This is a genomic window from Mesorhizobium sp. M2A.F.Ca.ET.046.03.2.1, from assembly GCF_003952425.1.
Taxonomy (GTDB): domain Bacteria; phylum Pseudomonadota; class Alphaproteobacteria; order Rhizobiales; family Rhizobiaceae; genus Mesorhizobium.
In genome coordinates this window covers 4,661,103-4,686,738 of the sequence record NZ_CP034449.1, presented here as the reverse complement: position 1 = coordinate 4,686,738, position 25,636 = coordinate 4,661,103, and the positions used below count along the sequence as shown (strand labels likewise).

21 protein-coding genes and 1 pseudogene are annotated in these 25,636 nt (G+C 60.5%); 4 read left to right on the top strand and 18 right to left on the bottom strand.

The features are described from left to right. The first annotated feature begins 59 nt into the window (after positions 1–59). Positions 60–730: pseudogene (locus EJ072_RS22420) on the top strand (class I SAM-dependent methyltransferase). A 114-nt stretch (positions 731–844) separates the two neighbouring features. Here the strand turns inward: EJ072_RS22420 and EJ072_RS22415 are convergent. From EJ072_RS22415 to EJ072_RS22405, 3 genes are read right to left on the bottom strand one after another with little or no spacing between them, the layout of a single operon-like run. Continuing rightward, positions 845–2,002 (bottom strand): glycosyltransferase family protein, encoded by a 1,158-nt coding sequence (locus EJ072_RS22415; protein ID WP_126081338.1) that lies wholly within the window; start codon positions 2,000–2,002, stop codon positions 845–847. Beyond that, positions 1,999–3,243 carry a glycosyltransferase gene (locus tag EJ072_RS22410; RefSeq protein ID WP_126081337.1) on the bottom strand — a complete coding sequence of 415 codons (1,245 nt, stop codon included), beginning with the start codon at positions 3,241–3,243 and terminating at the stop codon, positions 1,999–2,001. The genes EJ072_RS22415 and EJ072_RS22410 overlap by 4 nt, the downstream gene beginning before the upstream one ends. 1 nt (position 3,244) lies before the next feature. After that, positions 3,245–4,459 carry a glycosyltransferase family protein gene (locus EJ072_RS22405; RefSeq protein ID WP_126081336.1) on the bottom strand — a complete coding sequence of 405 codons (1,215 nt, stop codon included), beginning with the start codon at positions 4,457–4,459 and terminating at the stop codon, positions 3,245–3,247. A gap of 1,180 nt (positions 4,460–5,639) precedes the next feature. Between EJ072_RS22405 and EJ072_RS22395 the strand changes: the two genes are divergently transcribed. Both EJ072_RS22395 and EJ072_RS22390 read left to right on the top strand, forming a co-directional pair. Continuing rightward, positions 5,640–5,909, top strand: coding sequence for a hypothetical protein (locus EJ072_RS22395; protein WP_245467376.1), 270 nt, complete (start codon positions 5,640–5,642; stop codon positions 5,907–5,909). A 33-nt stretch (positions 5,910–5,942) separates the two neighbouring features. Next, complete coding sequence (locus EJ072_RS22390; RefSeq protein WP_245466948.1) at positions 5,943–8,213, top strand: mechanosensitive ion channel family protein; 2,271 nt, start codon at positions 5,943–5,945, stop codon at positions 8,211–8,213. Positions 8,214–8,316: 103 nt separating this feature from the next. On the opposite strand, the gene EJ072_RS22385 is transcribed toward EJ072_RS22390, so the two are convergent. From EJ072_RS22385 to EJ072_RS22335, 11 genes are all read right to left on the bottom strand, one after another. Continuing rightward, positions 8,317–9,384, bottom strand: a complete 1,068-nt coding sequence (locus EJ072_RS22385; protein ID WP_126081333.1) for a cyclic nucleotide-gated potassium channel — start codon at positions 9,382–9,384, stop codon at positions 8,317–8,319. Positions 9,385–9,450: 66 nt separating this feature from the next. Continuing rightward, positions 9,451–10,515, bottom strand: coding sequence for an adenylate/guanylate cyclase domain-containing protein (locus EJ072_RS22380; protein WP_126081332.1), 1,065 nt, complete (start codon positions 10,513–10,515; stop codon positions 9,451–9,453). A 3-nt stretch (positions 10,516–10,518) separates the two neighbouring features. Then, on the bottom strand, positions 10,519–11,013 hold the full coding sequence (locus EJ072_RS22375; protein WP_126081331.1) for a Rab family GTPase: 495 nt from the start codon (positions 11,011–11,013) through the stop codon (positions 10,519–10,521). A gap of 13 nt (positions 11,014–11,026) precedes the next feature. Further along, the gene (locus EJ072_RS22370) at positions 11,027–14,074 is read right to left on the bottom strand and encodes an OmpA family protein (RefSeq protein ID WP_126081330.1); all 3,048 of its coding nucleotides are present in this window, start codon (positions 14,072–14,074) and stop codon (positions 11,027–11,029) included. A gap of 7 nt (positions 14,075–14,081) precedes the next feature. Beyond that, positions 14,082–14,747 carry a hypothetical protein gene (locus tag EJ072_RS22365; protein ID WP_042639131.1) on the bottom strand — a complete coding sequence of 222 codons (666 nt, stop codon included), beginning with the start codon at positions 14,745–14,747 and terminating at the stop codon, positions 14,082–14,084. Positions 14,748–15,470: 723 nt separating this feature from the next. Further along, entirely contained in the window at positions 15,471–15,809 is a 339-nt protein-coding gene (locus EJ072_RS22360; RefSeq protein ID WP_126081329.1) for a hypothetical protein, read from the bottom strand. A 50-nt stretch (positions 15,810–15,859) separates the two neighbouring features. Then, complete coding sequence (locus tag EJ072_RS22355) at positions 15,860–16,162, bottom strand: hypothetical protein (RefSeq protein ID WP_126081328.1); 303 nt, start codon at positions 16,160–16,162, stop codon at positions 15,860–15,862. A 32-nt stretch (positions 16,163–16,194) separates the two neighbouring features. Beyond that, entirely contained in the window at positions 16,195–17,376 is a 1,182-nt protein-coding gene (locus tag EJ072_RS22350; RefSeq protein WP_126081327.1) for a hypothetical protein, read from the bottom strand. 79 nt (positions 17,377–17,455) lie between these two features. Beyond that, positions 17,456–18,178 carry a TfuA-like protein gene (locus EJ072_RS22345; RefSeq protein WP_126081326.1) on the bottom strand — a complete coding sequence of 241 codons (723 nt, stop codon included), beginning with the start codon at positions 18,176–18,178 and terminating at the stop codon, positions 17,456–17,458. A gap of 5 nt (positions 18,179–18,183) precedes the next feature. Beyond that, positions 18,184–19,338: a YcaO-like family protein gene (locus EJ072_RS22340; protein ID WP_126081325.1), complete on the bottom strand. Its 1,155-nt coding sequence runs from the start codon at positions 19,336–19,338 to the stop codon at positions 18,184–18,186. 24 nt (positions 19,339–19,362) lie between these two features. Continuing rightward, positions 19,363–22,524 carry an AAA family ATPase gene (locus tag EJ072_RS22335; protein ID WP_126081324.1) on the bottom strand — a complete coding sequence of 1,054 codons (3,162 nt, stop codon included), beginning with the start codon at positions 22,522–22,524 and terminating at the stop codon, positions 19,363–19,365. 49 nt (positions 22,525–22,573) lie between these two features. Here EJ072_RS22335 and EJ072_RS36980 point away from each other — a divergent pair, with 49 nt between their 5' ends. Continuing rightward, on the top strand, positions 22,574–22,726 hold the full coding sequence (locus EJ072_RS36980; RefSeq protein ID WP_245466946.1) for a hypothetical protein: 153 nt from the start codon (positions 22,574–22,576) through the stop codon (positions 22,724–22,726). Between the two features lie 11 nt (positions 22,727–22,737). Here the strand turns inward: EJ072_RS36980 and EJ072_RS22330 are convergent, their stop codons facing one another. From EJ072_RS22330 to EJ072_RS22315, 4 genes are all read right to left on the bottom strand, one after another. After that, the gene (locus tag EJ072_RS22330) at positions 22,738–23,214 is read right to left on the bottom strand and encodes an integrase (RefSeq protein ID WP_245466945.1); all 477 of its coding nucleotides are present in this window, start codon (positions 23,212–23,214) and stop codon (positions 22,738–22,740) included. Positions 23,215–23,493: 279 nt separating this feature from the next. Next, complete coding sequence (locus EJ072_RS22325; RefSeq protein WP_126081323.1) at positions 23,494–24,252, bottom strand: alpha/beta hydrolase; 759 nt, start codon at positions 24,250–24,252, stop codon at positions 23,494–23,496. Between the two features lie 20 nt (positions 24,253–24,272). Further along, complete coding sequence (locus tag EJ072_RS22320; RefSeq protein ID WP_126081322.1) at positions 24,273–24,569, bottom strand: putative quinol monooxygenase; 297 nt, start codon at positions 24,567–24,569, stop codon at positions 24,273–24,275. Positions 24,570–24,624: 55 nt separating this feature from the next. After that, the gene (locus tag EJ072_RS22315; RefSeq protein WP_245466943.1) at positions 24,625–25,584 is read right to left on the bottom strand and encodes a DJ-1/PfpI family protein; all 960 of its coding nucleotides are present in this window, start codon (positions 25,582–25,584) and stop codon (positions 24,625–24,627) included. Positions 25,585–25,636 lie beyond the last annotated feature (52 nt).

Below are 25,636 nucleotides of genomic sequence, written 5' to 3'. Positions count from 1 at the left end.
GCTTGGCGAGGCAAGATTGCGTTGTGTCGCCCGAAATCCCAACGTACAAGGCGAATATGATGGATGTCACGCAACCGCGCAATGCCGGCATGGACGGGCACGAGCAGGCCTTGGACCTCACGCGGGGAATTGCCGCCTATGTCAACCACCCTCTCGTGGCAGGGCTGGCGCGCGTCATCGCCAAACATCCGCAGGCCGACATCGCCAACGCCTTCAACCACAAGCAGGTGGCCTGCAAGATGTGGGCGCTCGACAGACTGTTCGAAAGCTGCGGCGGGCGCTTCGCGCGCATATGGGTTCTGGGCGGATGGTACGGCATCTTGCCGGCGATGCTTTTCAACGACCCCCGCTTCGACATCGCGACGATTGACAGCATCGACATCGATCCCGAAGTCGCGCCGGTTGCCCAGACCCTCAACCGGGAAGCCGGCGACCGGTTCCGGGCGCTGACAGCCGATATGTACGCACTCGACTATGCGGCCGGGCCGTCCGACCTGATAGTCAATACGAGCTGCGAGCACATCGCCGATCTGCGCGCCTGGCTTGCCCTGCTCCCGCGGGGCACGAATGTACTGCTGCAATCGAATGACTATTTCAGCGAGCCGACGCACATTAACTGCGTGGCTTCACTTGCAGCCTTCGAGGCAATGGCGGCGCTGCGGGAGATACGATTCTCCGGCGAACTACCGACAAAAAATATACGCGCTTCATGCTGATTGGGACGGTTTAGTGCCTTTCGTCCAAAACCGCGTAGCGGTTTAGGACAACGACATGCATCAAGACTTAAAGCGCGTCGACTGAATCCGTTCAGCGCGACGCGCTTTAGGCCCCGCCGTCTGCTTGGTTATGTCCCGGGCCCCATTTTTAGCGACCGCGTTCGATGCCGCTCGCGCAGGATTTGCGCCGAGTGATGCGCCCCTTCCAGATCGAGACGATGCGCGGACGGCCTCGGCGCCACCAGCGCCTGTTCGATCGCCTGCGCCAAACCTTCAGGCGTCAGGTCCTTTTCCATCAGCACCGTTGCAAGACCGAGTTCTTCGAGCATCAGGGCGCGAACCGTTTGTTCGGTTTCCCCGCCGGCTGCAAACGGCACGAGCAGGGAGCGACAACCCGCGCGCAGGACATCGCAGACCGTGTTGTAACCCGCCTGCGAGACCGACAGGCGGGCACCGGTCAGCAGGCTGGCGAAATCCTCGCGGAAGCGGAAGATGGACAGGCCCGGCGTGGCATCGCGTGCGATCGCGTCAAACTCGTCTTTCGGCAGGTTGGGGCCGGTGATCAAACACCATTTCCAGCCATTTTTGGCATTCCGCGCCGCTGCGATGGTGGAACTGACAAGACCCCTCCCGGCAGCTCCACCGCCAACCGACACCAGAATGTCGAAGCGCTCGGAGGCCGCGGGCGATGGCGGCGCGGCAACGAGCCCTGTGTAGGTGACCTCGGCCCTGATTGCCCAGGCTAGTGGAAATGTCCTGTCGATGGTTGCGAAAGTTGGGTCGCCGTGGACCATGACAAGGTCGAAATGCCTGTTGATGAGATCGACCGTTTCCTCGTTTCGGCCCGGCTTGACGCGCTCCTGAAGGATATCGCGGACGGACGTCGCCAGCAGCGGTCTGGGCGATGTCGCCTCGATGGCTTCGAGCAGCGGCATGAGTTCGAAGCGCATCTGCCGGCGTCCAAATGGAAAGGCCTCGACAATGACGATATCAGGTCTGCAATCCCGGTATGCCTGCAGCAGCATCTCTGAACGCCGTTTCTTGAAATCATCGTCGATGGGCTTGCCCTGCAGGTCGACAAGTCCGGAAAATCCTTCATCACCGGAGGTGACAGGCGGCAGGGTTACAGTTTTCACCCCTGGTCCCGGAAACCCCGCGATCGGCGCGCCGCCGGTCACGACGGTTACGTCAAACCCGACATCGACCAGTGCCGCTGCGATGCGGCTGGAGCGAGCGAGATGGCCGATACCGAGCAGGTGCTGGACATAGAGGAAGACGCGCTTCAATCGGCGGCCCGCCACTCGCGCTCGAACAGTTCCTTGAGCTGTCCGATGCTTGCCGTATGGTCGAAATTGCCGCGCACGCGCCGCTCGGCGGCGTCGCCGAGGCGGGCGCGCAGCACGGGATCGCGGATCAGGCGCTCCAGCGCCTGTGCGAGGGCAATTGGGTTTTCCGTCGGAACCAGCAGCCCGGTTTCATCCGGCGACAAAAGCTCCGGCACGCCGGAAATATCGGTCGACACGCAGGCAAGCCGCTGGCTGGCCGCCTCCACCAGAACATTCGGCAGACCGTCCCGGTCGCCATTTGCGGTGATCCTGCAGGCCAGGGCGAAGATGTCGGCGCACCGGTAGTGCTCAAGCACCTCCTCTTGCGCAAGCGCGCCCTTCCAGGACACGCGACCATCCAGTCCGAACTTTTGCGCCAGCGCCTTGAGCCGTTCCAGTTCCTCGCCGCCGCCGATATGCTCGAAATGCCACGCCAAATCGCCAGGCAATAGGGCAAGCGCCTCCAGCAAGGTATCGTAACCTTTCTTTGCAACTGCGCGCCCGACACTGAGAATGATAACCGGGTCGTCCGCCGCCGAGCCGTCATGCTGTTTTCGCGCCTCGCCGAAACTGCCGAAGCGATCAAGGTCAAGCCCATGGTAGCTCAGATGCACGGACGAGTTGCCGTTTGCGAGTTCTTTAAGACGATCGAAGCCGGTTTTCGTGCAAGTGACCGTCCAGCGCGCCGAGGAAAGCTTGCCGGCCAGATCCCAGTCCGCAGAAGTCCAGATGTCCTTGGCATGGGCTGAGCAGCTCCAGGGCAGGCCACGAAGCTGGCTGACGTAGCGCGTCACCGATGCCGGCGTGTGCGCGAAATGCGCATGCAACCATCCCGCGTCTTCCGGCCATTCGGCCGCCAGCACGAGCGCTTGCCCGAAGCGGCGCACGCGATTGCGCGTAAAGTCGCGGCGGATATCGGCAGCCAGCGATCCGAGCGCGCGCCAGAACCCCGGCCGCAGCAGATAGGCAAACAGCGAGCGAAGCACGCGCAGCGGCTCTTCATGCAGATATTCCGGCAGATAACGGATGGGCGCCTTGATCTCGTCATGCACAGGGTGGCGTTTTGCGTCGGTCGGCCGCCTGAGCGCGACGAGTATCAGGTCAAATCCCGCGCGCTCCAGACCGAGCAGTTCCTGCGCGATGAAGGTTTCCGACAACCGCGGATAGCCCTTTAGAACCACGACGATCTTGCGACGTTGCAACTCAGCTCATTCCCTCAATGACCGAAAGGTGAGGGCTGGCCCGCCGATCGAGCAGTTCTGCGACGATTTCGGAAATATGAGGCAGTCCTTCCAGCCTCAGATGCGGATTGCTCTGAGATGGGCGGGGCCGGTCCGGCAGCGCCACCAGTGCATCGGCAAACCGCTGGGAATCCTTGGCTTCGTCCGGCAAAAGCATCTCGATAAGGCCGAGTTCGGCTGCGCGCCGAGCGCGGATCAGTTGTTCCTCACGGGGCTCGACGCGCGGCACGATTAGCGCCGGCTTGTCGAAAGACAGTATCTCGCAATAGGTGTTGTAACCGCCCATCGCCACTACCGCCTTGGCCCCGGCAATCAGGTCTTCCATGCGGTTGTCGAACTCGATGATCTTGATGCAGGGGATCTTGGCCCCCTTCTTGAGCAGCTTGTTGCGCTTGCGCGCCGGCATGTAAGGCCCAAGCACGATCAGCGCCCTGTGCTGCAACTGCGGGTTCTGCTGATAGGCATCGATGACGTCGTGGATCAGTTCCGCGCCGTCACCGCCGCCCCCTGTGGTAACAAGGATATACTCACCCTCGGGCCGGTGGCCGGGCAACTCGTTCCGCTGCAGGCGCCGTTGCAGGAAACCGACGAACCTCATCTTTGCCCTGACGGCCGGCGGCACATCCAAGCCGGTCAACGGATCGTAGAAATCCGGCGGGCCATAGGCCCAGACCTTGTCGTAGAACAGGCCTATCTTGCGCATCACATCCCTGCGTGCCCACTCTGCTTCGAGCAGATGCGGCGCATCCATCACCTCGCGCAGGCCAAGCACGAGCGTGGTACCCCGCGTCTTGAGGTAGGACAGTGTGTCCTCGATCTCACCGCGCAGGCCGAGCGGTTCCTTGTCGACGATGAAGATATCCGGCCGGAAGGTCTCGGCCGTGTGGCGGATGATCGACTGGCGCATTCTGAGCGTCTCATGCAGATCGATATCCTTTTCCAGCGAGGTGTACTCGCCGTTGCGCAACTTGATGACGCTGGGGATCTTCACGAAGTCGACACGGGCGCGATAATCGAACGCGCCGGCGATGGGCGCACCCGAAATGATCAGCACCTGAAGTCCGCGGAAATCCTCGACCAGCGAATGCGCGATGGTCCGACAGCGCTGCAGGTGGCCGAGCCCGAACGTGTCGTGGCTGTACATGAGAATTCGAGCGTCTTGTACGTGCTGGATCATTTCTGAACGTCTTTTAGAATTCTCGCCTTGGGAACCGGGGCGGTTGGGGAAGCCATCCTGAGGCCTAACCGACCTGTTGTGAAACATGAGGGCGCAATTTTCAATTCGTATTACCCAAGAGGCCGCAGATCGCCCCTCACCGTCCGCGAATTCATAGTCTCCCATGCGACCGGCGCGATGCGAAAGATCAGATAGCGTTCTTCACTCTGGACCCCGCATTTCGTGATGTGATGGGCGCCAATCCGAAGCCCTTCATGGAGCTACATTCGCACGAAGCGCTCGGGTCTGTCTTCCCCGACCTGAACAAGTGCGACTCCACTACACACTTTGTCGGTCAGCAGCATCGATAACTGTTCTCCATATGCTGGCCACCGGAGGTCAGCTCGTCGCCCCAGACGAATTCAGCGCGGATGCCTCCAGTTTGCTCCCCGGACGTAAGCCCATCAGTTGTTATGACTGCTGCGATCGATGCCGCGCGAAGGCCTCACGGACGTCACGAGCCTCACGGACGTCACGAGTAAGAGACGAAGGGCACGCCGGCCCATCGAATGGCGCGTGAGCGTCTCGCGCCAGTGCGGCGCGCCGCCACTGTTCAGAGCGATTGTCGCGTCATTTAAGACAAGCGTCGGCGGCCGAGGATTTCATTCGCACTCATATCCGGGAAGACATACCCATTGTTCGACTGTGCAAGGAAATCGGTGTTAGCCGTCGACAACTGGATTACGCCTTTCGCACTACCTTCGCCGTAGCCCCGCTCGAATTCATCAGAGCGCTCCGTCTCAATGAACAGACGGCTCCTTACTGCGGCACGTGCTGACGGCTTGAGCATAACTGCGGTCGCTATGGAGGTGGGGATCACCCATCTGGGCCGCTTCGCCGCGAATTATCGACTCTTCTTCGGCGAATCTCCCTACGAAACACTGCAGCGCGCCGGAAGATCGTGACCCGGGCGCAACCCGCGCCGAGAAATGCCGGTCACCATCGCCAGCGGTTCGATGGAATTTGCGCAATCCGGATAGAAGTCGAATTTGAGAATTAGTACACTCTAAAGTTCTAGCCTGCGTTGGGTGCTGCATAGTCCGGACATAAGAACGCGCGAAGCGGTGAGCTCTTGGGAGGATCAAAAATGACGAGACCTAGCTTGAGATTGACCGGCGCTGCCGGAATCGTCGTCGTCTTGATGTTTGCGGGGCTCATCGATGCCCTTGCGCCCTTCGCCCCCGTCGTTGGCGAAGCGCAGGCGCGAGTTGGCCATCCGCTCACGCCTGGCAGCGTCGCAGGCGTCGCAAGGCGCACCACACGCCGAACGATCCGCCGTTCGACTATCTACGTGAACAGGCTCCCGGCTGCGTGTGTGACGACTTCGATCAACGGCACCGTGCTTTGGCACTGCGGCAGCAGCTACTATCAACCCTACCAAGGGCGCTATGTCATCGTCTATATACATTGAATGGCAAGCTGCCCCGAATCAATGATACGTCGATTGGGAGCCCAGAATCTGGCGCGCCCGACACGACATCTCGGCTATCTGACCGCGATGTTTTTCCTGATCGCCAGGTCCCTCGTCTTTGGGATCGCCCTCTTGTTGACTGGTCCATCACAGGCACAGGCGCCGGCGACCGTTCCGCCTGAAAAGGTCAAACAGTTATTCGATCTTCTCGACGATCCGTCGGTGAAGGCCTGGGTGGCCGAGCAACGAAAGCAGGACGCCGGGCCGACCGGAACGCCTGCCGCGGCAGGAGCTTCGCCGTCCGGCGCATCGTCCGATGCCGTGGCCGCGCCGGGCCGGATGAATACGATGGCATCCTCGACGCTCGATCGGATCAAGCATCATATCGAAAGAATCGTGGGGACCTTGCCCTCTCTGCCAGGCCAGTTTGCGCGCGTGCGGGCAGAGACCATGGAGGATATGTCCGGCAAGAGGCCTGCCAGCATGCTTTTGCTGATCGCGATTTTCATCGCTGCCGGCCTGGCGCTCACTTGGGCAACGTACAAGCTCACCCGCCCGTTCCGTTTGTGGATCATCGCGCAATCGAAGGATACGCCCATCGGGCGGGCCAAGAAGATTGGTGGCCGCACGCTTTATTCCAGCCTGCTGATCCTCTCGTTCGCGCTGGGCAGCGCCGGCGCGTTCATGTTGTTTGACTGGCCAATGCTTATCCGCGAGATCGTGCTGACCTTTCTGATGGCTGCGGTCGCCACAGCGGCTGTGCGCATGTATCTCGCAGCCCTGCTCGTCCCTTCCTTCATGCAGGTCGAGAACGCCGTCGAGGTTCGTGCTTTGCCGGTGACCAACGAAACGGCCGACCATTGGTTCTATTGGGTACCCAGGATCTTCGGCATCTTCGCCTTCTTCGCCGCCGCGTTCATCCTCTTGCCGGGTCTCGGCATTGACCAGGACGGAATGCTGGTGCTGTCGGTAGGTGCCGATTTCGTGCTGCTGCTGCTCTTTCTGATTGCCGTTTGGCGTCGGCCAAGAACACAGCGGAACGATGGGCACGGTCACACGGCAGCGACATGGTTTTTGACTGCTTACTTCGTCGTCCTGTTCCTGCTGCGCATCGCCGGCCTTCCCATATTGTTCTGGTTTACCTTCGCCGCATTCTTCCTGCCTTTCGCAATCGTGCTGACGCAGCGCGGGGTCAATTTCGTCCTGCGGCCGGGTTCGGAAGATGCCGGCCGGCCTACGATCCCGGCGGTCACGATCGCTGTCATCGATCGCGCAGTCCGGATGATCTTGATCCTGGCGGCGGCTTACCTTCTTGCGAGTGCCTGGGGTCTGGACATGCAGTCGATGCAGGACAGCAACACGACGACCACGCTCATATTGCGCGGCTTGATCAATGTCATTGTCATTGCGCTGGCAGCCGATTTCGGCTGGTCGATCATCAAGGCATTGATCGAGAGAAAGCTGGGCATCGAAGCGCACGCGGTGATCAGCGACGAGGAGATGCCGGTCGTCGATCCGCAGCAGGCGCGGCTGCGCACGCTCTTGCCCATCATCCAAAACATTCTACTGGCAGTGATCGTCGTCATGGCGGTGCTGATGATGCTCGCTTCGGTCGGTATCCAGATCGGCCCCCTGATCGCGGGCGCCGGCGTCGTTGGCGTCGCTGTGGGTTTTGGCGCACAAACCCTCGTCAAGGACGTGATCTCGGGCGTGTTCTATCTGCTCGACGATGCATTTCGTGTCGGCGAATACATTTCATCGGGCAGCTACAGGGGTACGGTGGAGAGCTTTTCGTTGCGCTCCGTAAAGCTGCGTCACCATCGTGGCCCGCTGTTCACGATACCGTTCGGTGAACTCGGAGCCGTCCAGAACCAAAGCCGTGACTGGGTTACCGACAAATTCAACATCACCGTCGGCTATGACACCGACATCGACTTCGCTCGTAAGCTGATCAAGCGGATAGGCCTGGAGCTGGCGGAAGATCCAGAATTCAAGAACTGGGTGATCGAACCGATCAAGATGCAGGGCGTACAGGAGTTCGGTGAGTATGGCATCGTATTGAGGGTCAAGGTCACAACCAGACCGGGAGGTGCCTTCGCTATGAAGGGGAGATTCTTTTTACGCCTCCGCCAGGCCTTCAAGGAGCAGGGCATCGAACTGCCATTCCCGACCGTTCACGTCGAGGGGCTGCAGAGCCCACATGAGGCAGAGAATGCGCCGTTGCAGATCACACCCGAGTTGAAACTGGCCGTCGCGCAGTCGCACACCAACCGGCGTAGGAAAAAAGCCGGCACAACGGAGTAGGAAAGCTATGATACCTAATGCCGGCGATCGATGATATCGTCGGCTACCTCAATTGTGGAGCCGGGGGGGTGGATACGTCCCGCAGTTGCACTTCTTAGTGCGGTCAAGCCATCGGCGCCGCGCCGCGCCGCTCGAGCGCGGTCTTGCGGATGATTTCCGCGATCTCCGGGCTGCTGCTGCACAGCATCTGGAAATCCGACGAGTGCAGCGATAGCAGTGAGACCGCCGTTGCGGCGCTGACGGTCGCCATGCGCGGTTCGCCGCTGATCAGCGCCATCTCGCCGAAGAAGGCGCCAGGGCCAAGCTCCACCGGATTTGGCGTCGCGACGCTGACGCGCCCCTCCACGACGAAGAACATCTGGTCACCGATCTCGCCATTGCGGCAGATCACGGCGCCCGCCGGCACGGTGCGAGGTCTTAACGCGCGCACGATCTCGACCAGCACGGCCGGTCCGAGCTTCTGAAACAACGGCACGGCGGCGACCAGTTGCCAATTACGGACAAAGTCCCCGCGACGGACTTCCTGATAGAAGCCGGTGGCAAGAATGCCAGCCCAGAGGGCGAAGATGCCGATGCCACTCATCATGACGGCCCCGGAAAGGACGCGGCCGGCGAAGCTTTGCGGAATAGCGTCACCATAGCCGGTGGTAGACAGCGTGACCACCGCCCACCACATTGCCTGGGGGATGCTGCCGAACTTTTCCGGCTGGATGCCGCGCTCGATGACATAGCCCGCGAGCGCGACGCCGAACAGAACGACGCCGAAGAGCGTGGTGACGCCGATCAGATTGCGCGCTTCGTTGGCCAGGACTCTGCCCAGCACTGGGAAGAAAGTCGAGTCGCGCAGCGGTTTCAGGAGCCAGACAGCACAGTAGAGGCTCCGGTCGGGCGTGCCAACGAGCAGAAATGCGGCGAGTGGAACCAAGACCGCGAGTACATCGATGGCGATTGCCGGCGTCCTGTCCCGAACGCCTCCCGCCTCACGCTTAAGCAGCGTCGCGGCCATTTGCAGGAGATAGGCGCCCCAAATGGCAGCGAGTACTGCAGCCAGAGCCAGCCTGCTTCGTCCGGACATGTCCGGTATCGTGAGCCCAGCCACCGCCAAAAGCCCAGGCGCAGCCAGCACCGCGTTGAGCGGCGCGTAAATTCTTAAGAAAGGCAGTACCGACATTTTCTATGCCCGCGAGTGGCTGCTGCCCTCCAAAATAGGATGCCTTTGAGGCAAGCGTAAAGGTGCCTAGAGCCGCCACATTCGCACGCGACCTGTGCCACGCAATTCCGTTTCCCCAAGCGGCTCGCAAGCAAAATCCGGTGTGAGCAATTGGTGGGTTGCATCCGAAATACGGATTTCATCGGGCTCAGCGGCCTTTTGGATGCGTGCGGCGAGATTGACGGTGTCGCCCCACAGGTCATAGACAAACCGTCTTTTGCCTATGACGCCCGCCACGATCGGTCCGGAGTGAATTCCAATCCTGAGGCTTAGCGGTTCGCCTGCGAAGCGCTCGCGCCTGGCTGCCGCCCGTAGCTCGAGCGCATAATGCGCCAAGGCTTGCGCATGATCGGATCGCGCGGTGGGCAGGCCAGAGACCGCCATTACGCAATCGCCGATGGTCTTAATCTTTTCGCATCCATATTCTTCCGAGAGCATATCCGCCGACTTGAAGAAGTAATTCAGAATAGCGAGCGTGGGCGCGGCTCCGACGCTCCGCGCCTTTTCCGTAAAACCTACGATGTCGGCAAAGAGCACACTGACTTCCGCATGGTTGTCCGCAATCTGCTCATCCGCTTTCAGCCGCTCCGCGATCGACGCTGGAAGAATGTTGAGGAGCAGGGATTCGGCGCGCCGGTATTCGCGCGACAAGCCCTCCTGGCTCTCCCTTAACGCCTCGTTCGTCGATTGCAGCTTGGCATTGAGCTGGCGCTCCCTCTCCTGCAGGAGCGTCATTTCGTATGCCTTCTGCTGAAGCCGCTGCTGGTGGTCGCGTTCGGGCGTGGCGTCGAGAAACACCAGCCACACCGAGCCGCTGTCACCAAAGAGATGAAGGTCGGCGACGTGGCCGCCGGGCAGTTCCATCATCGGCATATGGAATGGAAGCTCCGGGCAAGGCAGCAGCCCTTCCATGAATTCAAGCTGCTCGGCAACGGGCTCGCCGATGCGAAGCGACGAGAGCCCGTAAAAGTCGAGGTTGCCGCCCTTCTCTTCTATGCATTGCCGGGCGTCGATCTTCAGATACGCTGCGAAGCGCCCATTGGAAAAGAAGTCGTATATCCAGCTTCTGACTTCTTTCGGCAAACTGGACATGGTCTACTTGGCGACCATCGAAGCAAGCTGACGAAACGCATCGTCGACATGTTCGCCCGATAGCGCGCTCGTCAGATAGACCTGCCATCCACGTTGTTTGAGTTCGTCGATCTCGCCTTCCGGTATCGCCCACCGCTCGGTCAGGTCGGATTTGTTGAACAGCAATATGAACGGCATGGCACCGAATTCGGCCTCGCACCGTTCACGCAGCGTGAGCGCCACGGCAAGAGTGGCTGGCCGGGTTCCATCGGCGACAAGCACGAGCCCGGTCGCGCCTCGCACATAGCTGACGCGGAACGAACCGATATCGTCTTCGCCGGCCAGGTCCCACAAGATCAAGTCCACGGTCTTGTCCGGAAACGCGACGCTTTTCTTGTCGATCTTGACGCCGACCGTGGTCAGGTAGTTTTCCGAGAAGATGCTTTGGACAAACCTGCGCACCAGGCTCGTCTTGCCGACGGCGAACCCGCCCAACATGCAGATCTTTTTTTGCAGCATCCCGGGCTCCGCACTACTCCAGGTTCACTGTAACCGAAACCCGGCGGTTGGTGGAGTTCCCAGTTCGGCTATTTTCGTTTTCGGGTACCGCCGGCTCAAAGGTGCCGGCGCCCCGAACCAAGAGCAGTTCCGGAGCGACGCCGCGCTTGTTGAGAAGCGCGCGAACTGTCTCGGCGCGGGCAGCGCTGATCGAGGCGTTGGCCGTCTCACGACCCGTTGTGTCCGAATGGCCGGTCAACATGAACCGCGCTGTCACGCCTGCCTTGCGGGCATTTTCGGCGAATTCCTTCAACTGATCAGCCAATCTGTCGAGCACCGGCGTCTGCTCCGGTCCCGGGACAACTCTACCGGAAGAGAAGAAAATATCGGTCGTCTGGATGGCCTCTCTCAACTGATTAAGCTCTGCAAGGTTCAGCTCGCGCAACTGCGAGACATCCAGAACCACTCCGTCCGCCGAAAGTTGGTCGGCGGCGGCCTGCGCCCGGCTGATCCAGCCGGCAGGTGCCTCGCCCACGACAACGATGCGACTCTGGATGATCGAAAGCCGAACCGATTTCGGCGGGGACAGCGACGCCGTCAGCCGCTTCACCACGAACTTCGGATCAAGACTCTGATAGAATTGCCACTGTGAATGAACGCGGGCGGGATCAACCTTCGTTCCGGAAAGCAGAGCTTGCGGGTCGGCGGCAAGCGGGTCTCTCAGTCCGGAAATGTAGAAATCTCCGCCCCTCTCCGTTTGTTGGGCGACGATTATTCCCGGTTGGGCCTCAAGTCGCGACACATAATATTGCCAATGCTCGGCCGCGCGCGCATCGGGGCTCACATCACGAACCTTGGAGATGTCGAACTCCGGCCCGCCTTCTGAAAGCTGTCTTGCCGCTGCGCGCGCCCGATCTATCCAGGTGTCGGGAGCCTCACCCTCGGCAACGATGCGGCCATTGACGATCGAAAGTCGCACTTTATCCATCGGATACAGCGACGCCGTCAGCCGCTTCAACACGAACTGCGGCTCAAGGCTTTGATAGAATTGCCAGCTCGAATGAACGCGAGCGGGATCGACCTGCGTCCCGGACAGCAGTGACTGCGGGTCGACGGCAAGCGGGTCTCTCAGGCCGGTAATATAGAATTGGCCATCGCGCACATTCTGTTGGGCGACGATGATGCCGGGCTGCGTCTCCAGTCGCGACACGTAGGCCTCCCAACGCTCCTCGGGGCTCACATCACGTACCCCGGAGATGTCGAAGACCGGGCCGCCGGCTGAAAGCTGCCGGGCGGCCGCACGCGCCCGGTTGATCCACGCAGTGGTGGCCTCGCCTGCGGCAACGATGCGATCATTGACGACTGAAAGCCGCACCGAATCCGGCGGCGCGAGCGACGCCGTCAGCCGATTCAGCACGAACTGCGGCTCAAGGCTCTGGTAGAGTTGCCAGCTTGCATGAACGCGAGCGGGATCGACCTGCGTCCCGGGCAGCAGCGACTGCGGGTCGGCGGCAAGCGGGTCTCTCAGACCGGTAATATAGAATTGGCCGTCGCGCACATTCTGATCGGCGACGATGATGCCAGGCTGGGCCTCCAGTCGCGACACATACACCTGCCAGCGCTCCTCGGCGCTCACATCGCGGACCCCGGAGATGTCGAAGACCGGCCCGCCTGCGGAAAGCTGCTGGGCAGCGGCCCGCGCCCGGTTGATCCACGTGGTAGTCGCCTCACCCTCGGCGACGATGCGACCATCGACGACCGAGAGTCGTACCGAATCCGGCGGCGCCAGCGACGCCGACAGCCGCTTCAGCACGAATTCCGGCTCGAGGCTCTGATAGAACTGCCAGTTTGAATGAACGCGGGCGGGATCGACCTCCGTTCCCGACAGCAGCGACTGCGGGTCCGCGGCGAGCGGGTCTCTCAGGCCGGCGACATAGAACTCGCCGCCACGAATTTTTTGGTCCGAAACGACTATGCCCGGTTGGGCCGCCAGCCGCGACAGGTAGGCCTGCCAGCGGTGTGCGGTTTGCCAGGACAGAAAGAACCAGCCGCCCGCCACGATCAATGCCAGCAGGACCGCCGTCACCACCAGCCACGGAAATCCCTCTTTCGAATCCATGTGCTGCAGCTCGACGCAGGTCTGCAACTGCGTCTCAACGCCGGGCAACTGGGAACTGTCGCCGTCGAACCGCTCCAGGGCCCGCGAGAATTCTTGATGGATGCGAAGCAGTACGTCGCGGATGACTTCATGCAGTTCCTCCGGAGGATTTCCCCGGATCACCGCAACCAGGGTCGCAAACTGTCCGACTTCCGACCAGAGGCGAAGTTCCCCAAACCGGATGGTGTCGAGGCCGCTGTTTTCCTTCTCCTTGAAAGAGTCCTTCACAAAATCCTGGATCGCGCTCAGCATCGAGGAAATCAGTTGAGGGTCTTCGCTGGTTGCGTCTTGGGAAGTTACATGCGCAATCAGGAGCCCGGAAGCGCGGCTGATGAGAAAGACATGTTCTACGCGATAGATAAGAGAATGCTTGAGAACAACTGCAGAGAAGCTTGTCCCCGTTCGCCAGGCTTCAAACCTCCACTTCAACCCATGCCATGTGAATATATGCCTCAGAGACTCATTCAACGACTGGAAGGTTTGGTCGATCTTTTCGCCGATCGACTTGCGAATGGCCGGCAGAAACACCGGATATAATATATCGGTGAGCGTGTTTGGGTTCTTTTGGATGGACCGCTGCGCCGCCCGTTCGACAGCCGGGGCAAGAGCCTCGCCGAGTTGCGTATGGGACGCGCGCGCAGTTGCTTCGGGCAGAACGTTGCCCACCGCGGCGGCAAGCTGCTCGGGTTCGTCGAGCAGGTGCGTAACGCGGGACAGCTCCGAGATTTCGCCGCCGACGAGCAGTTGGCGGAGCCTTTCCAGCCGATGGTCGGCGGCTGGAACACCTTCGTAAAGCGTATGGTTGTCCGGATCGACGTTCCGGGCAATTTCCACCAAAAGGCGGGCCAAAGCCTCGCGATCAATACCGGTATCGTTCGAAGCTTGTTTTTGAGAAAGGCTGATTGGTTCGACGCTCGACGTCAAGTTCCGATCAACTCACTTTCCAGCCACGCTCGGAATTGCCCTTGCTGCCGACGGGATCCTGGTTGAGACATTTCGCGACCTCGACGAACAGCCCGGCCAGAAGATTCCGGTCGGTCTTGACGTTGCTGAGATCGGAAAAGATCTTCTCCATGAGCATTTGGGCGCTTTCGTTCTTCTGCTTGATTTCCTCGCGCAGCAAATGGTCGCTTCTGCTCATGCGATCCGCGAATTCGCGCTCGAGCTCACTCAATTGATCCGATAAGGCGCGCACCTGCTTTTCGAGCGCCTGGTTTTGATCGCGAAGATTGCGGTCCATTTCCTTGTCGGCCTCGGCGCGTGCGTCCTTTTCGTTGCGCAACTGCGTCGCCAGCGAGTCAACCTGTTTCTTGGCATTCGACTCGTAGGTTTCAAGATTGCGCTTGGTTTCGGATTCGACATCCTTGAATCGCTGCAGGAACCGTTCCTCAAGCTTGGAGAAGCGGCGATCATAGTCCTGCATCTGATTGCCGAACAAAAGATCGCGTATCTTGTCGACACCTGGAGCGTCACCGCCTGGCCCGCCCTCGCGAGCCTGGGAGGCCATGAAGTTCAGCCCGTTTCCCTCTGAATTACCTATCAGATTTGCATCCGCTTTATTTGCCGAAGAAGCGGCACTAGAAGGTTCCTTGGCCATCTCTAACCCCAATTGCCCACTTAAACATTAGGAGACGGTAAATTATGTCAGACAAATACGAGGCCCGCAAGGTGGAATCCTCTTGGGTTGAAACTGATTCGTCCGCCCCTTGTTCGCCTCTTGGACAGCAGAGCGCATCGAACGGTCCAACGGTCTAATCCATCAGAAGCGACTGGCACTGGTCTATATTGCCCTCGCCGGTTATGCAGACTCTCAGTACATTACCTTCGAAAGCGATGGCCGCCAAAATCAGCCCATATTCGCTGCGTAGAGCGGCTTGCGCCCATAAGGCGCGTGAATAGGTCCCCCATGCGCCGCCGGGTATCGATGCCTTTGCGGGGTCGAGGCAGATGCGGCGCGCAATGTGCTGCGTCGCAGGTCGGCGGGGTGTCGGCTGGCACGATTTAGCCGGACTATTCCAGGCCCGCTCGACGCAGGCCCTCGACGTATCTGGCGCGGTCCTCAGCCGTATCAGCGGGCGGTATTTCTCGACCCAGTCGATGCTGAGATTCGGCTGTAGAGGTTTGCATTCGACGAGTCCTTGTCGGGCCATTTCCAGATCGCCGGCTAATCCTGCCGCGCTGTGAGTGTGCGCCAGGCGGTTCCAAAGTTTGGTCTCATCAGTACGGCCCGACGTTCAGCCCTTACCACTTCGGAGTAGCGGCCGGCGATGAGATGGCAAAGACCTTCAACGGAATCAACCCTGACAGGGAACATGAGAGACTAGTCGTTCAGCTTTCCGCCACGGTGTCCCATCGTCATCTTGGATGCGTACATCGTCGGTGAACGCTTGCCTGGAAGGTTTGCCTCGAGGACGATCTGTTCGACAAAGCCTTGGTTCATCTCCAACTCCACGCATTCGTCGAGCTTATCAACGAGCCAAACCGCGTAGCCTTCAGGTTCCTTCGCGTCAAATTCCGAATCGTCCGCTGGTATCTTGGGCTCCGGAAACGCCGGGATGATCATTATCTTGGGCTTTGGCAAATCGTAGGTATGTCCCTCATAGGCATAACCGACAATAATCCCGCACGATGTTTTCTGTTCTGGAGATGATCCGAGCATGAATGTGCTTCCTACCGTTGAAATGAACGCAACGCCAAAATTCTTCAGGTCTATCTTGAAATGATAAGAGACTCTGATCGGTATTTTGGAAATGGAATAATTCCATTTAATATATCTTGGCGGCCTTTGTTGCTATTATATTTCCCCAACACTTCAAGTGCGTTGGCACGTTGCTCGTCGGTGATGGGTGCCCCAGGCGCGGTTTCGACATACATGCCGGTGTCCCCAAAGGGTGCTGGCGCACCGGGCACGCTGAGTCCAATCTCCGCCCCCAAGCCATAGAGCCTGACCTGTGTTGCGTTGTAAGCGCCTGATGGAAACGTTAGTGTCGGTCGGTGATAGTCGTCGCTCATTTTCCTCGCTCCTTTTTGCTGCATCCTTCAGCTCACAAGATCTCCCGCCAGCTGAAATTCTCATCGAATTTTTCCGCGAGCATCGGCGCGACGCGATCGCTGGCGTCCACCACCAACGCCGCGGCCTTTTCGAACGACAGGTCATCCGCATCGAGGCGTGGCCATGCCTGAGCAAGTGCGAGAGCCACCTCGTCCCTTGCTCTGATCAGCATGCTCTTGAACATGAAGGGCCGAGCGCGGAAGGCGCGGGACGTGAAATCCGAGATGCGCTGCATGTCGGATTGGTCGAGATCTTTGATATCGATCCCCAGCAGCCTCTCGTCGGCCAACCCCTCGTGCACCAGTGCCGCGTGGTAGGCGTCGACGATCGTGTCGAACACAGCCCCCGTGAATGGCCGTGACCTGTCATGGATTTCTGCCGTCACCTCCGACATGCGGCGTGCGTTGCTGGCGAGGCGAATCTGCCGATCGCCGGTCAGTTCGGCAATCCGGTTCAGTTCATTGAGAACAAGTAGGTTGCCGTCGCAGTGCCGCAGCAGCCGGTCCATGCCGCTGTCGAAATTCAGGAAGGATAAGAGCGAGACCAGATCCGAACTGGCTTCGTGGAACGGTCCGAAATCGCCTTGAGTCAGGCCGCCGGCTGGTGTCCCGAACAACGAAAACAAGATTGCGTGGCCGACCTCATGTGCGATCACATCGAAGTTGAGCGCGTAGGGATACTTGCCTCCGTCGATGCCGCGCTCTCGGCCGAGTTCCAGATAGCCATAACCCGATTGCGCATTCTCCCAGTTGACGAAGGGGATGATTTCGAGCCGCTCGTACGTCTCGGCAAAATACCAGACAATCGGTTTGCCGAGGTAGCTTTCCCAGATGTCCAGCACGCGGCTGACCGAGGCGAAAGCGTGTGCAGAAAGGAACTGTCGCGAGGTTAGGGAAATCTGATCGAAATGGCCGTCAAAGCCAGCCTCTGCAGGCGGAAAGATTTCCCCGACAAACGGTGGCAGATAAGGGTAGTCGTAAGGCTCCTTGTCGAGGAGCGGATCGCGAACGCAAATGCGGTGATCTTCCGGGCCGGAGCGGATCAGATCGGGTGGAGTAGAAATCCATACTGTTTCGGGTGTTCCGTAACCCGAAAGATGAGGGACCTGCGGGTAGACCAGGAACCGCGTTCCCAGCAACCGATCTTGCGCAACGACACGATCGACCGCGTCCAATTGCTTGGCCCCCTCTGACGCTGCCACGCTATCACGGTGCTTACGTTGCGTAAATCGTCGGCCGCCAAGAGGTCACGACCTATAGCGCCAGCCCCGCATCATCCATATCCTTGGAGAAGGCGGAGGTTAGCTGCAATTCCGGCATGGGGTGTGCTTTTTCAAATGCTTGGTCCCGCAAAAGTTCGAGTGCCCGCAGGGCATCTTGCTTTTTTTGCTGGACGAAAGCCGCGCCGAGCTCCCTGCACAATTTCTCGACGTCGTCGTTGCCGTGATGCGCATCCCGGACCATCCGTGCCAGGGTGCGCTCGCGAAAGTTGACGGCCTGTGCCGCACCCTCGAGCCTCGCCTGCTGTTCGGATGAAATCACGCCGCGCCGGCAAGCAGCGCGAAGGGTCCGGCGCAAGTCAATCAGCGCATGCGTCAATTGAGCGAAATTCACCTCGGCCGGTCCATGCAATACCGCTACAGCGTCGTCGGGTGCAAAGGCGAAGCGGCGATACCATCGGTAGATAAGCCCGACGCCTTGCATATGGGGGAACAGCTCGGCTGCTCGAAGGGCGCCCATGCTGGCCGCTCCGAAGACATGAATGCCGCGGCTGAGAGCCCAAAGGATTTCCTTGTGCCGAACCGCCGGCTCAGCCTGAAAACCGCCGTCTATGACAAGGATCGCGCTCGGGTCTAAATGCTGCACGGCTGAAACAATCGATCCTTGCACGGCGGGGGGAAGGCATACCGCATCGACGACCTTCAACGCGTCGGCATGGGACACGGTAGGGCCGGTGAAGACGAGTTTCGGGCGCATAAAATCTACCCCTGCAAAAGTGGCTGCAAGACAGGGATGACGATCCTGACAACCGACAGGGCGTCGAACGGTCGCGTTCTTACCCGGACTAGGTGGACCGCATCGAACCCTCCGTCTTCGAGAATTGCCAAGAGGACCGACAGCCCGTCCGACGCCGTGTTGAAATTCTGCTCGGCAAGCGCGCGGAAATCCACGCTGCGCGGTCCATCGCGGAGGAGCCGGCGATGCGCGGCAATCATCTGCCGATCGGGGTATTTCGGATAGGACGCGCGCGTCAGGTCATCGCGTGCCCCCGAGATCGCCGCCAGACGGGCCTGGGCCGCTTCGTAGATGGCGTCCGCCGCCGCGCCGGCAAAACTGAAACCCGCAGCCGAGCCATCAGCCGGATGATCCAAAAGGACCGTTTCCGTCGGTTCGTCTTCCAGCAGATGACACCACACCACCGGGATGCCCAACGGCGACAAAGCCTGCCAAAGGCCGACCAGCACGTTCTTGGCCGCCAAAGTTTCCAGGAGATCACGGAGCGACGGATCATCGATCGTCTCGGGATCGATGCGTTGACGGTGGAAAAAACCGTGGGTCCGGTATGACGTGGCGATCGCGTCCCGTTCGATGCATTCAAGCATGCCATGAACGATGGCATCCCGCTCCTCGAAGCCTGCGGCCAAACCGCTCGTCGATGCCGCGAAAATGCCGTCGTGGGGCAGGGACGGCAACACATACGCGGTGTGCGCGAGCTCGAACGGGACCAGGTCGCGGCTGCCGGTAAGAAGATTGTCCGCGGCTACCCACGCCGTGTCCTTACCGCGCCATCCGGGCGTGGCGCCCCCCCGGAGATGCCTTTCGAACCGACCGGGCGGGATGCGCAATTGATCGGCGGAACCGACGACTGTGTCGAAATTCGCCACCTGCTCTGCAAAGAAGGTCTCGGCCGATTCCAGCATGGCCGATATCGCGGCTTGCGCCAGCGTGGCGCCCTTGCCTTGCGCGACCGCGTTGGAGAGCGAGAAAGGTCTAGTCACCTGCACGACCGGGATGCCGAGTTGGTCGAGTCCGGTAATGTCGGCGATCCGCGTAATGCCAAGGCCTCCGCGCATCTTCATCAGCTTCGCCAGCGCCTCGTCGGGCGGCGGACCAAGGCGTTTGTATCGCTCCAGCATCGCGGATTGCTCTTGCAGGGTCGGCTAGTGCCGAACAGCCGATTCGGGATTGACGATCAGCGAGGCGCCCGGCTCGAGAGCGGATTTCGCACGTTCGACCCGATCGCGATAGCGCGCCGACAGTTCAGGTGACAGGCCTGATGATTGAAGGATTTCGTATGTACTGACGAGGAAAGGCACGGCGCCTTGCTCCGCGGCTATGGCGATGCTCTTTTCGAGGGCAGCGACTACGTCCGCCTTCGCATCGCCCTGGAGAAGAAGTAGCTCGGCCCTTCGCCTGTAGAGTTCTGCCAGCCAGAACCGGCTGCCGCCGGCCTCGGCCTGCGCCACAGCCGAGTCCAGCAGAGCGAGCGCCTCATCAACCTCGGCAGTTCTTGTCAAAAGCTCCGCCAGCATGCCGCAATAGACCGGTTCGTCCTCAGGCGTCTGGAACTCTCCATGGAGGCCGAGGCCTTGCCGCATTTTATCCCTGCCGCCCTCGACCTGGCCGGCGTTGCCGTCGCACCAGCCTTCGAAGATCTGCGCTGCGGCGGCGAGGGCGGGCATATGATGACGCTCGGTCAAGTGGCGCAGATCCGCTATCACGCTTCGCAGCATCGAAAAATCGCGGCGATAGCAGTGCAGCATCGCCTCGTTGAGGTAGGCATGCGCGATGCTGCCGGCATGTCCGGTTTGCTGCGCCCAGCTCCTAGCTTCCGACATCGAATGGAGCGCGCCTGCCGGCTTTCCGACGAACCACATTGACAAGGCGCGGTGGGCGAGCCCGCAGACCCTCGCGTCATGTCCGCCGAACAACGCAGCATGGGCTTTGCCGTGGCCGTGCTCATAGAGCGACAGTCCGGCGTCGACTGTCGCGATGCAGCGGTCGTGGCGGCCAAGATTGAAGTCGATTGCCCACACGCAATGCCTGGCCTGGAGTTGCACTTCGGCATCCTCGACATCCCTGAGATCGCTGAGCACGACCTCCGCGCGCTCGCCGTCCATGACGGTATCCGTAAACCACCAGCCCCAGTAGATCGGGAACCACTTGGCCCGCTCGGCCACCGGCCGCCGCCGGGCGATCACCACACCGTCCTCGTACAATTTGCGGGCGGGCGCCGAGTTCGGACCTTCGACAGCGGTCAGGATGGGACCGAGCACGATCATTGCCGATAGCCGCAGCGCGTCTCGCGTGTCGGCTGCCGCAACGCGCTCGCAGAGCGCCAATGCATGCTCGAGTATCTGCCTCGCTTCCGCCATCGCCGAGCGGGACGAGCTTTCCGTGCCTGCGATCACGAACTGAGCTATCGCGTCCTCCAGAAGGCCTGCGCGCTCTGCATGCTCGGCAACCTCGGCGGTGCCCAGCCACCCGGCCAGGTTTCGATTGCGGCTCACCGCGGCAAACAGGCGGCGATGCAAGGCTTGGCGTCTCTTGCGCAGCGTTGCGTTGTAGATCGTCTCCTGGATAAGCGCATGGCGCACGCCATAAACCGGAGCGCCGGAAGGCCGCACACGGATCAGGAACCCGGCGTCACTCAGCGTATCCAGCGCGTTTGCGATGATTTCGTCGTCGAGCTCCGGCAACAGCGCGCGCAGCAATTCCTGATTGAAACGGTTGCCCGCGACGGCCGCAGCGCGCGCGACTTCGCGTGCCGACCCCAGCGTTTCGAGCCTGGCCTCGATCACGCTTTCGAACACCGAGGCATGACTGCGCGTCGCGGTCTGCTCCAGCCGATCCGTTGCCGACGCCGCGTTCTCGGTCATCCACTGGCAGATTTCTTCGATGAACAGCGGGACGCCTCCGGTCACGCGTTCCACCACGTCGAGAAATTCCGGGGAAGTTGACGGCGTGCCTTGCGGCCACATGGCCGCGATCGCCAGCCGCGTTTGCTCGCGGTTGAGCGGCTTTAGCGAGATATGCCTTGGATTCGATGCTGCCAGCCAGCTCCCGGATTCAGGGCGCGTGGTCGCGATGACAAGCGCCCGGAAGTGACGGGCCGACTGTGCAAGTTCAGCCAACAATTGTCTCGACGTCAGATCGATCCAATGGATGTCCTCGACCACCAGAACAATCGGCCCGCTGGCGCACAGGGCTTCGAGCGCGTGGCGAACCGCCCAATTGGCTTTCGCGCGCATCGCTTCGGCGTCGATCTCCTTGAGCATCGGATCGCCCCCCGCAGCGCCGAGCAGGAACGAAAAGATGTCGATGATTTCAGGATCGTGGACGTCATGATCGCGGAAAGCTTCCGCCACGGCGGCAGCACTCAGCTGCCCTTCATTGCCGGCGAGATCGCCGCCTACGTTCTGTAGCAGCGGATGGAGCGCCGAGCGCAAGCCGCCGGGCGTGCACTGGAAGAATAGGAGTTTCGCGCGCTGGTGACGCGTGCGCCGGCGCACTTCGTGAAGAATGCGCGACTTGCCGATCCCGGCCTCGCCCTCGATCACCACAACGCCGCCGTTTCCCGCAAGGGCGCTGTCCCATGCTTCGGCGATTGTGGCGAGCTCGGCCTCGCGATCGACGAGCGGACTGCTCAGCCGCCCGAAGGCGAAGAAGCGGTCGACCTCGCGCTTGTGACTCAGCGCGCGCCAGACCAGCTCCGGCTCGGCAAACCCCTTGATCGCATGGGCGCCCCTAAAGCTGAACACATGCGACCGTCGTGCCAGGTTGCGTGTCGCGTCCGAGACCATCACCGTATCCGGCTGCGCGATGGCCTGGAGCCGCGTGGCCATCGCGAAGGCCGGGCCGGTGACATTGTCGTGACCGGTATCGGCGTCACCCTTGTGGATCAGGGTCATCGATGTCGCGATTCCGACTCGGACATGCAAATCGGCGCGGCCTTTGTCCGAGCCGACGCGCCTGCAGGCGTCGATGATTTCGAGCCCGGCTCGGATCGCCAGCGATGCCGCGTCCTTGGCGTCTATTTCGGCAGGAAACAAAGCAACGCCGCCATCACCGACCTCGACCTGGACGGCACCCGAGCATGACGCGACCGCCTGTTTCGTCGCCCGCTGGAAGGCTGATATAAGTTCCTCGAACTCTTCGATGTCCAGGATGGCAAGAAGGTCGGTCGATCCGACCAGGTCGTAGCAGAGCGCGGTCAGGATTCGACGCTCATGCCGGGCTTCGGACGGATTGTCGCCGTTGCCGCCCAGAAAACCTGTTGCCACAGACGCCCCCGGCAACGCGACCGGACCCTTCTCCGACATGCTGCGATTTCCTCGCCGAGTGCAGTGGCGGCAACATTAGCAAAGTACGATGCTGTCCACAAAACACTTGATCGGTGGGCAGGGCAGGAAAAAGCCGATGCTGGGATCGTTATGGAGAGAAATCCTCAAGGCGCAAACTCTTGGTGTGGCCAAGCAGAATCTGGATGGCCCGCAGGTTTCCTGTCGCCTTGTAGATGATTGACGCGATTGGGCTTATGCCCCAGGAATACGGAACGCATTCCCTGTGCCCGCCTGGACCCACTCATCGACGAGACGGGCATACTGTCTTGTGCTTAGGTGAGCAGCATGGTTGATCCTGCTAGGGAATGCATAATCATCAACACCACCGCCGCGTCGTTGTAGCCAGGCAAGAAGACTTGCGCGTGCGTCGCTCATCTGTTCGAACTGTACTGGCCGGCTAGTCTTCTGCTGCACGACCATCGAGCGTGTCCGAATTTCCGGGCCGACCACGAGGGTACCGATCTTAATCTTGACGAGGTCACACCCGCGCAGCTTGCTGTCGATCGCGAGATCGAAAAGCGCGCGATCGCGCAAACGCTGCTCCCGATCCAGGAAGAAGCGGATAGCCCATATCTGTCGAGGTTTCAGAGGTCGTTTCGTGCCAACCTTCTTGCCTGCATTCCAAGCGCGGCGACCGTGGGCGGTCGGGTCATATTGTGAATGTCCCATTTCGTTTCTCCTGCGGCCGTGATTGGCCGGCATAGAAACGAGGAGGCAATGGCAACGTCGGGGCCGGCTGCTGTCCGTCCGCTTGTGGGCACTACTCGAAACAGCCGCCGTCGCATGTTCAGCCGCTCAAGCATTGAACGGGGCCGACGCCAGCCATCCGGGAAGGCCGCGTCGGCAGTTCAGCATAGTTGACGGCCCTTATCCGCCGTTCGATGAAGAGAGACTGCCGCGGGGTGGTCTCGCTGTCTCCAGCTGCGCCTTTATGGGTTACAACCGGCATTAATTCGTCTGGGCGGCCACGCCAGCGATGAAGTCGGCGACTTCCTGAGGATGCGAGAGCATCACCGCGTGGCTGGAGTCGATTTCCACCACTTTTGCTTTCGCGCGTGCCGCATTGGCGCGCTGCTGGCTGGGTGGGATCATGTGATCTTTGGTCGTCACCATGAAATAGGTCGGCTTCTCCTTCCAGGCGGGGGCGGTGATCTTTGTCTGCACGGCTTCCAAACCCCAGGGCACCTGCGCATCCGCCATGAAGCGAGCCGTCTTTGGATCGACATCGGCAGCGAAGGAAGTCGGGAACTTCTCCGAGTCGCAGAGCAGGAAGTTGTTACTTGGCGGGAGCAGCGGCGCCTTGTCCTCGCCGGGCGTGGGCGCCGTCGCGATGTCGAACACGGATTCTCCGGCCTGGGGCGCGTAGGCGGCGAGGTAGACCAGGCTCTGCACCTTGGGCAGATCGCCAGCCTCTGTAATGACCGCGCCGCCATAGGAATGACCCACGAGCACCACCGGCTTCTTGGCCCTGGCGATAACCTGGCGGGTCGCTTCAACGTCACCTTTAAGGGTGACAGTCGGGTTCTGCACCGCCAAGACCTCGTAACCTTTCGCGGACAGGATGTCATGGACGGCCTGCCACCCGGAGGCATCGACGAAGGCACCGCGAACGAGCACGATTGAGACGGCCTTTTCGGCAGCGGAGGCTGCGAGCGGGGAAGCCGTTGTGATCATGGCTGCGAGTAATCCTGTAATTGCACGTTTCATTGTCCTGTTCTCCTAGCGTTTCATGTGACGTCGACCGGATCGAGAACGATCGGTGTTCGTTCGGCCAGATCGCCGATCTTCTTTGCATAGTTCTTGAAGTGCGGCGTCTCGCGATGGACGTTAAGCGCGGTGTCGTCTGAGTAGAGCTCGTCAAGTATGAAGCGGTCCGGATTGGCACGGTCGCGCCAGATGTCCCATCTCATATTGCCGGGCTCCGTCCGGCTGGATACTCGTGTGGCGCATAGGAGCCGCTGGAGCTCTGCGGCCTTGCCTGGCCAAGCGGTAAGGATTCCCACGATCTTGACACCGGTCGACATGATCCAGTTCTTTCTCCGGGAGGTTGGGTCGGCGCCGAGGCCGACCCGCAGGACCTCAGGCGGCGCGCTTGCCTTCGCACTGGCGGTCGAGCGCAGCGATCAGCGCTGCACCTATCGGATGATCCGAACGCGGGTTCTGGCCCGTGATCAGTTCGCGATCCTCGACCACATAGGGATCGAAATCGACCGGAGTTGTGGTCACGTTGGCGCCTGCAAGCGTCAGCGCGTAAGGCATGTGGAAATAGATTTTCGCGTGCAAGATGTTGTCCTCGATCACCTTCTCTTCGGTCGAAGAGAATATCGTCATCTTGTAGCCCGCATACTGCCAGCCTTTGGCCCACTCTGCCGCCTTGTCCGGATCTCCGGCAATCAAAGCCGCGCGAAACTCGCGTGCGTAGGGCATCGCGGCGACCGCTGATATGGGTCCGTGGCAAAGCAGGGCCGTGGGCTTCGCCTTCTCATGAAAATGGCGGAGCACATCGCCGACGTCCTGATCCTGCATGAGGTCGACGACCGGGGCCTGCCCACCCGGAGCGAACACACCGGCGTAGTTGTCCAGCCCTTCTTCGATTACCGACCGGAGCATTCGCGGCGTCATCGATGGATGGTCGGCGTAGAAGGCCTTGGCGCGATCGTACGCCTCCTTGTCGCCGCCGAAATGCGCCGGCGCATCAGAAGCCTTGTCGATTACCGGTTTTTCGCCATTCGGCGTCGCGAGCACGACCTCATAGCCGGCATCGATGACGGCCATTGCTGGAACGACCGTCTCATTGAGGTACTGTCCTGTAGCGCCCCACCGGCCGCCCTTAACCTCGATCCTGGTCGCATTGGACCCGAGAATAAGCACTTTTCCTTTGCTCACATTGTCCTCCATTGCGTGTCGTAGGTGGACTTGGCCTCCAGCGCTCGGTGGAGGGCACCGTTTCAGGTCGGTAAGTGGACGATAGGTTGGGCGGGCTAAGCCGGCGAGTGAATCGATGTGAAAAATTGCTGCGCTAGTTGCTTCGACGTTCACATCGATTCATTCGCTTAAAGGAGCGCCGTGCATTATCCTGGAGCGACTCCGC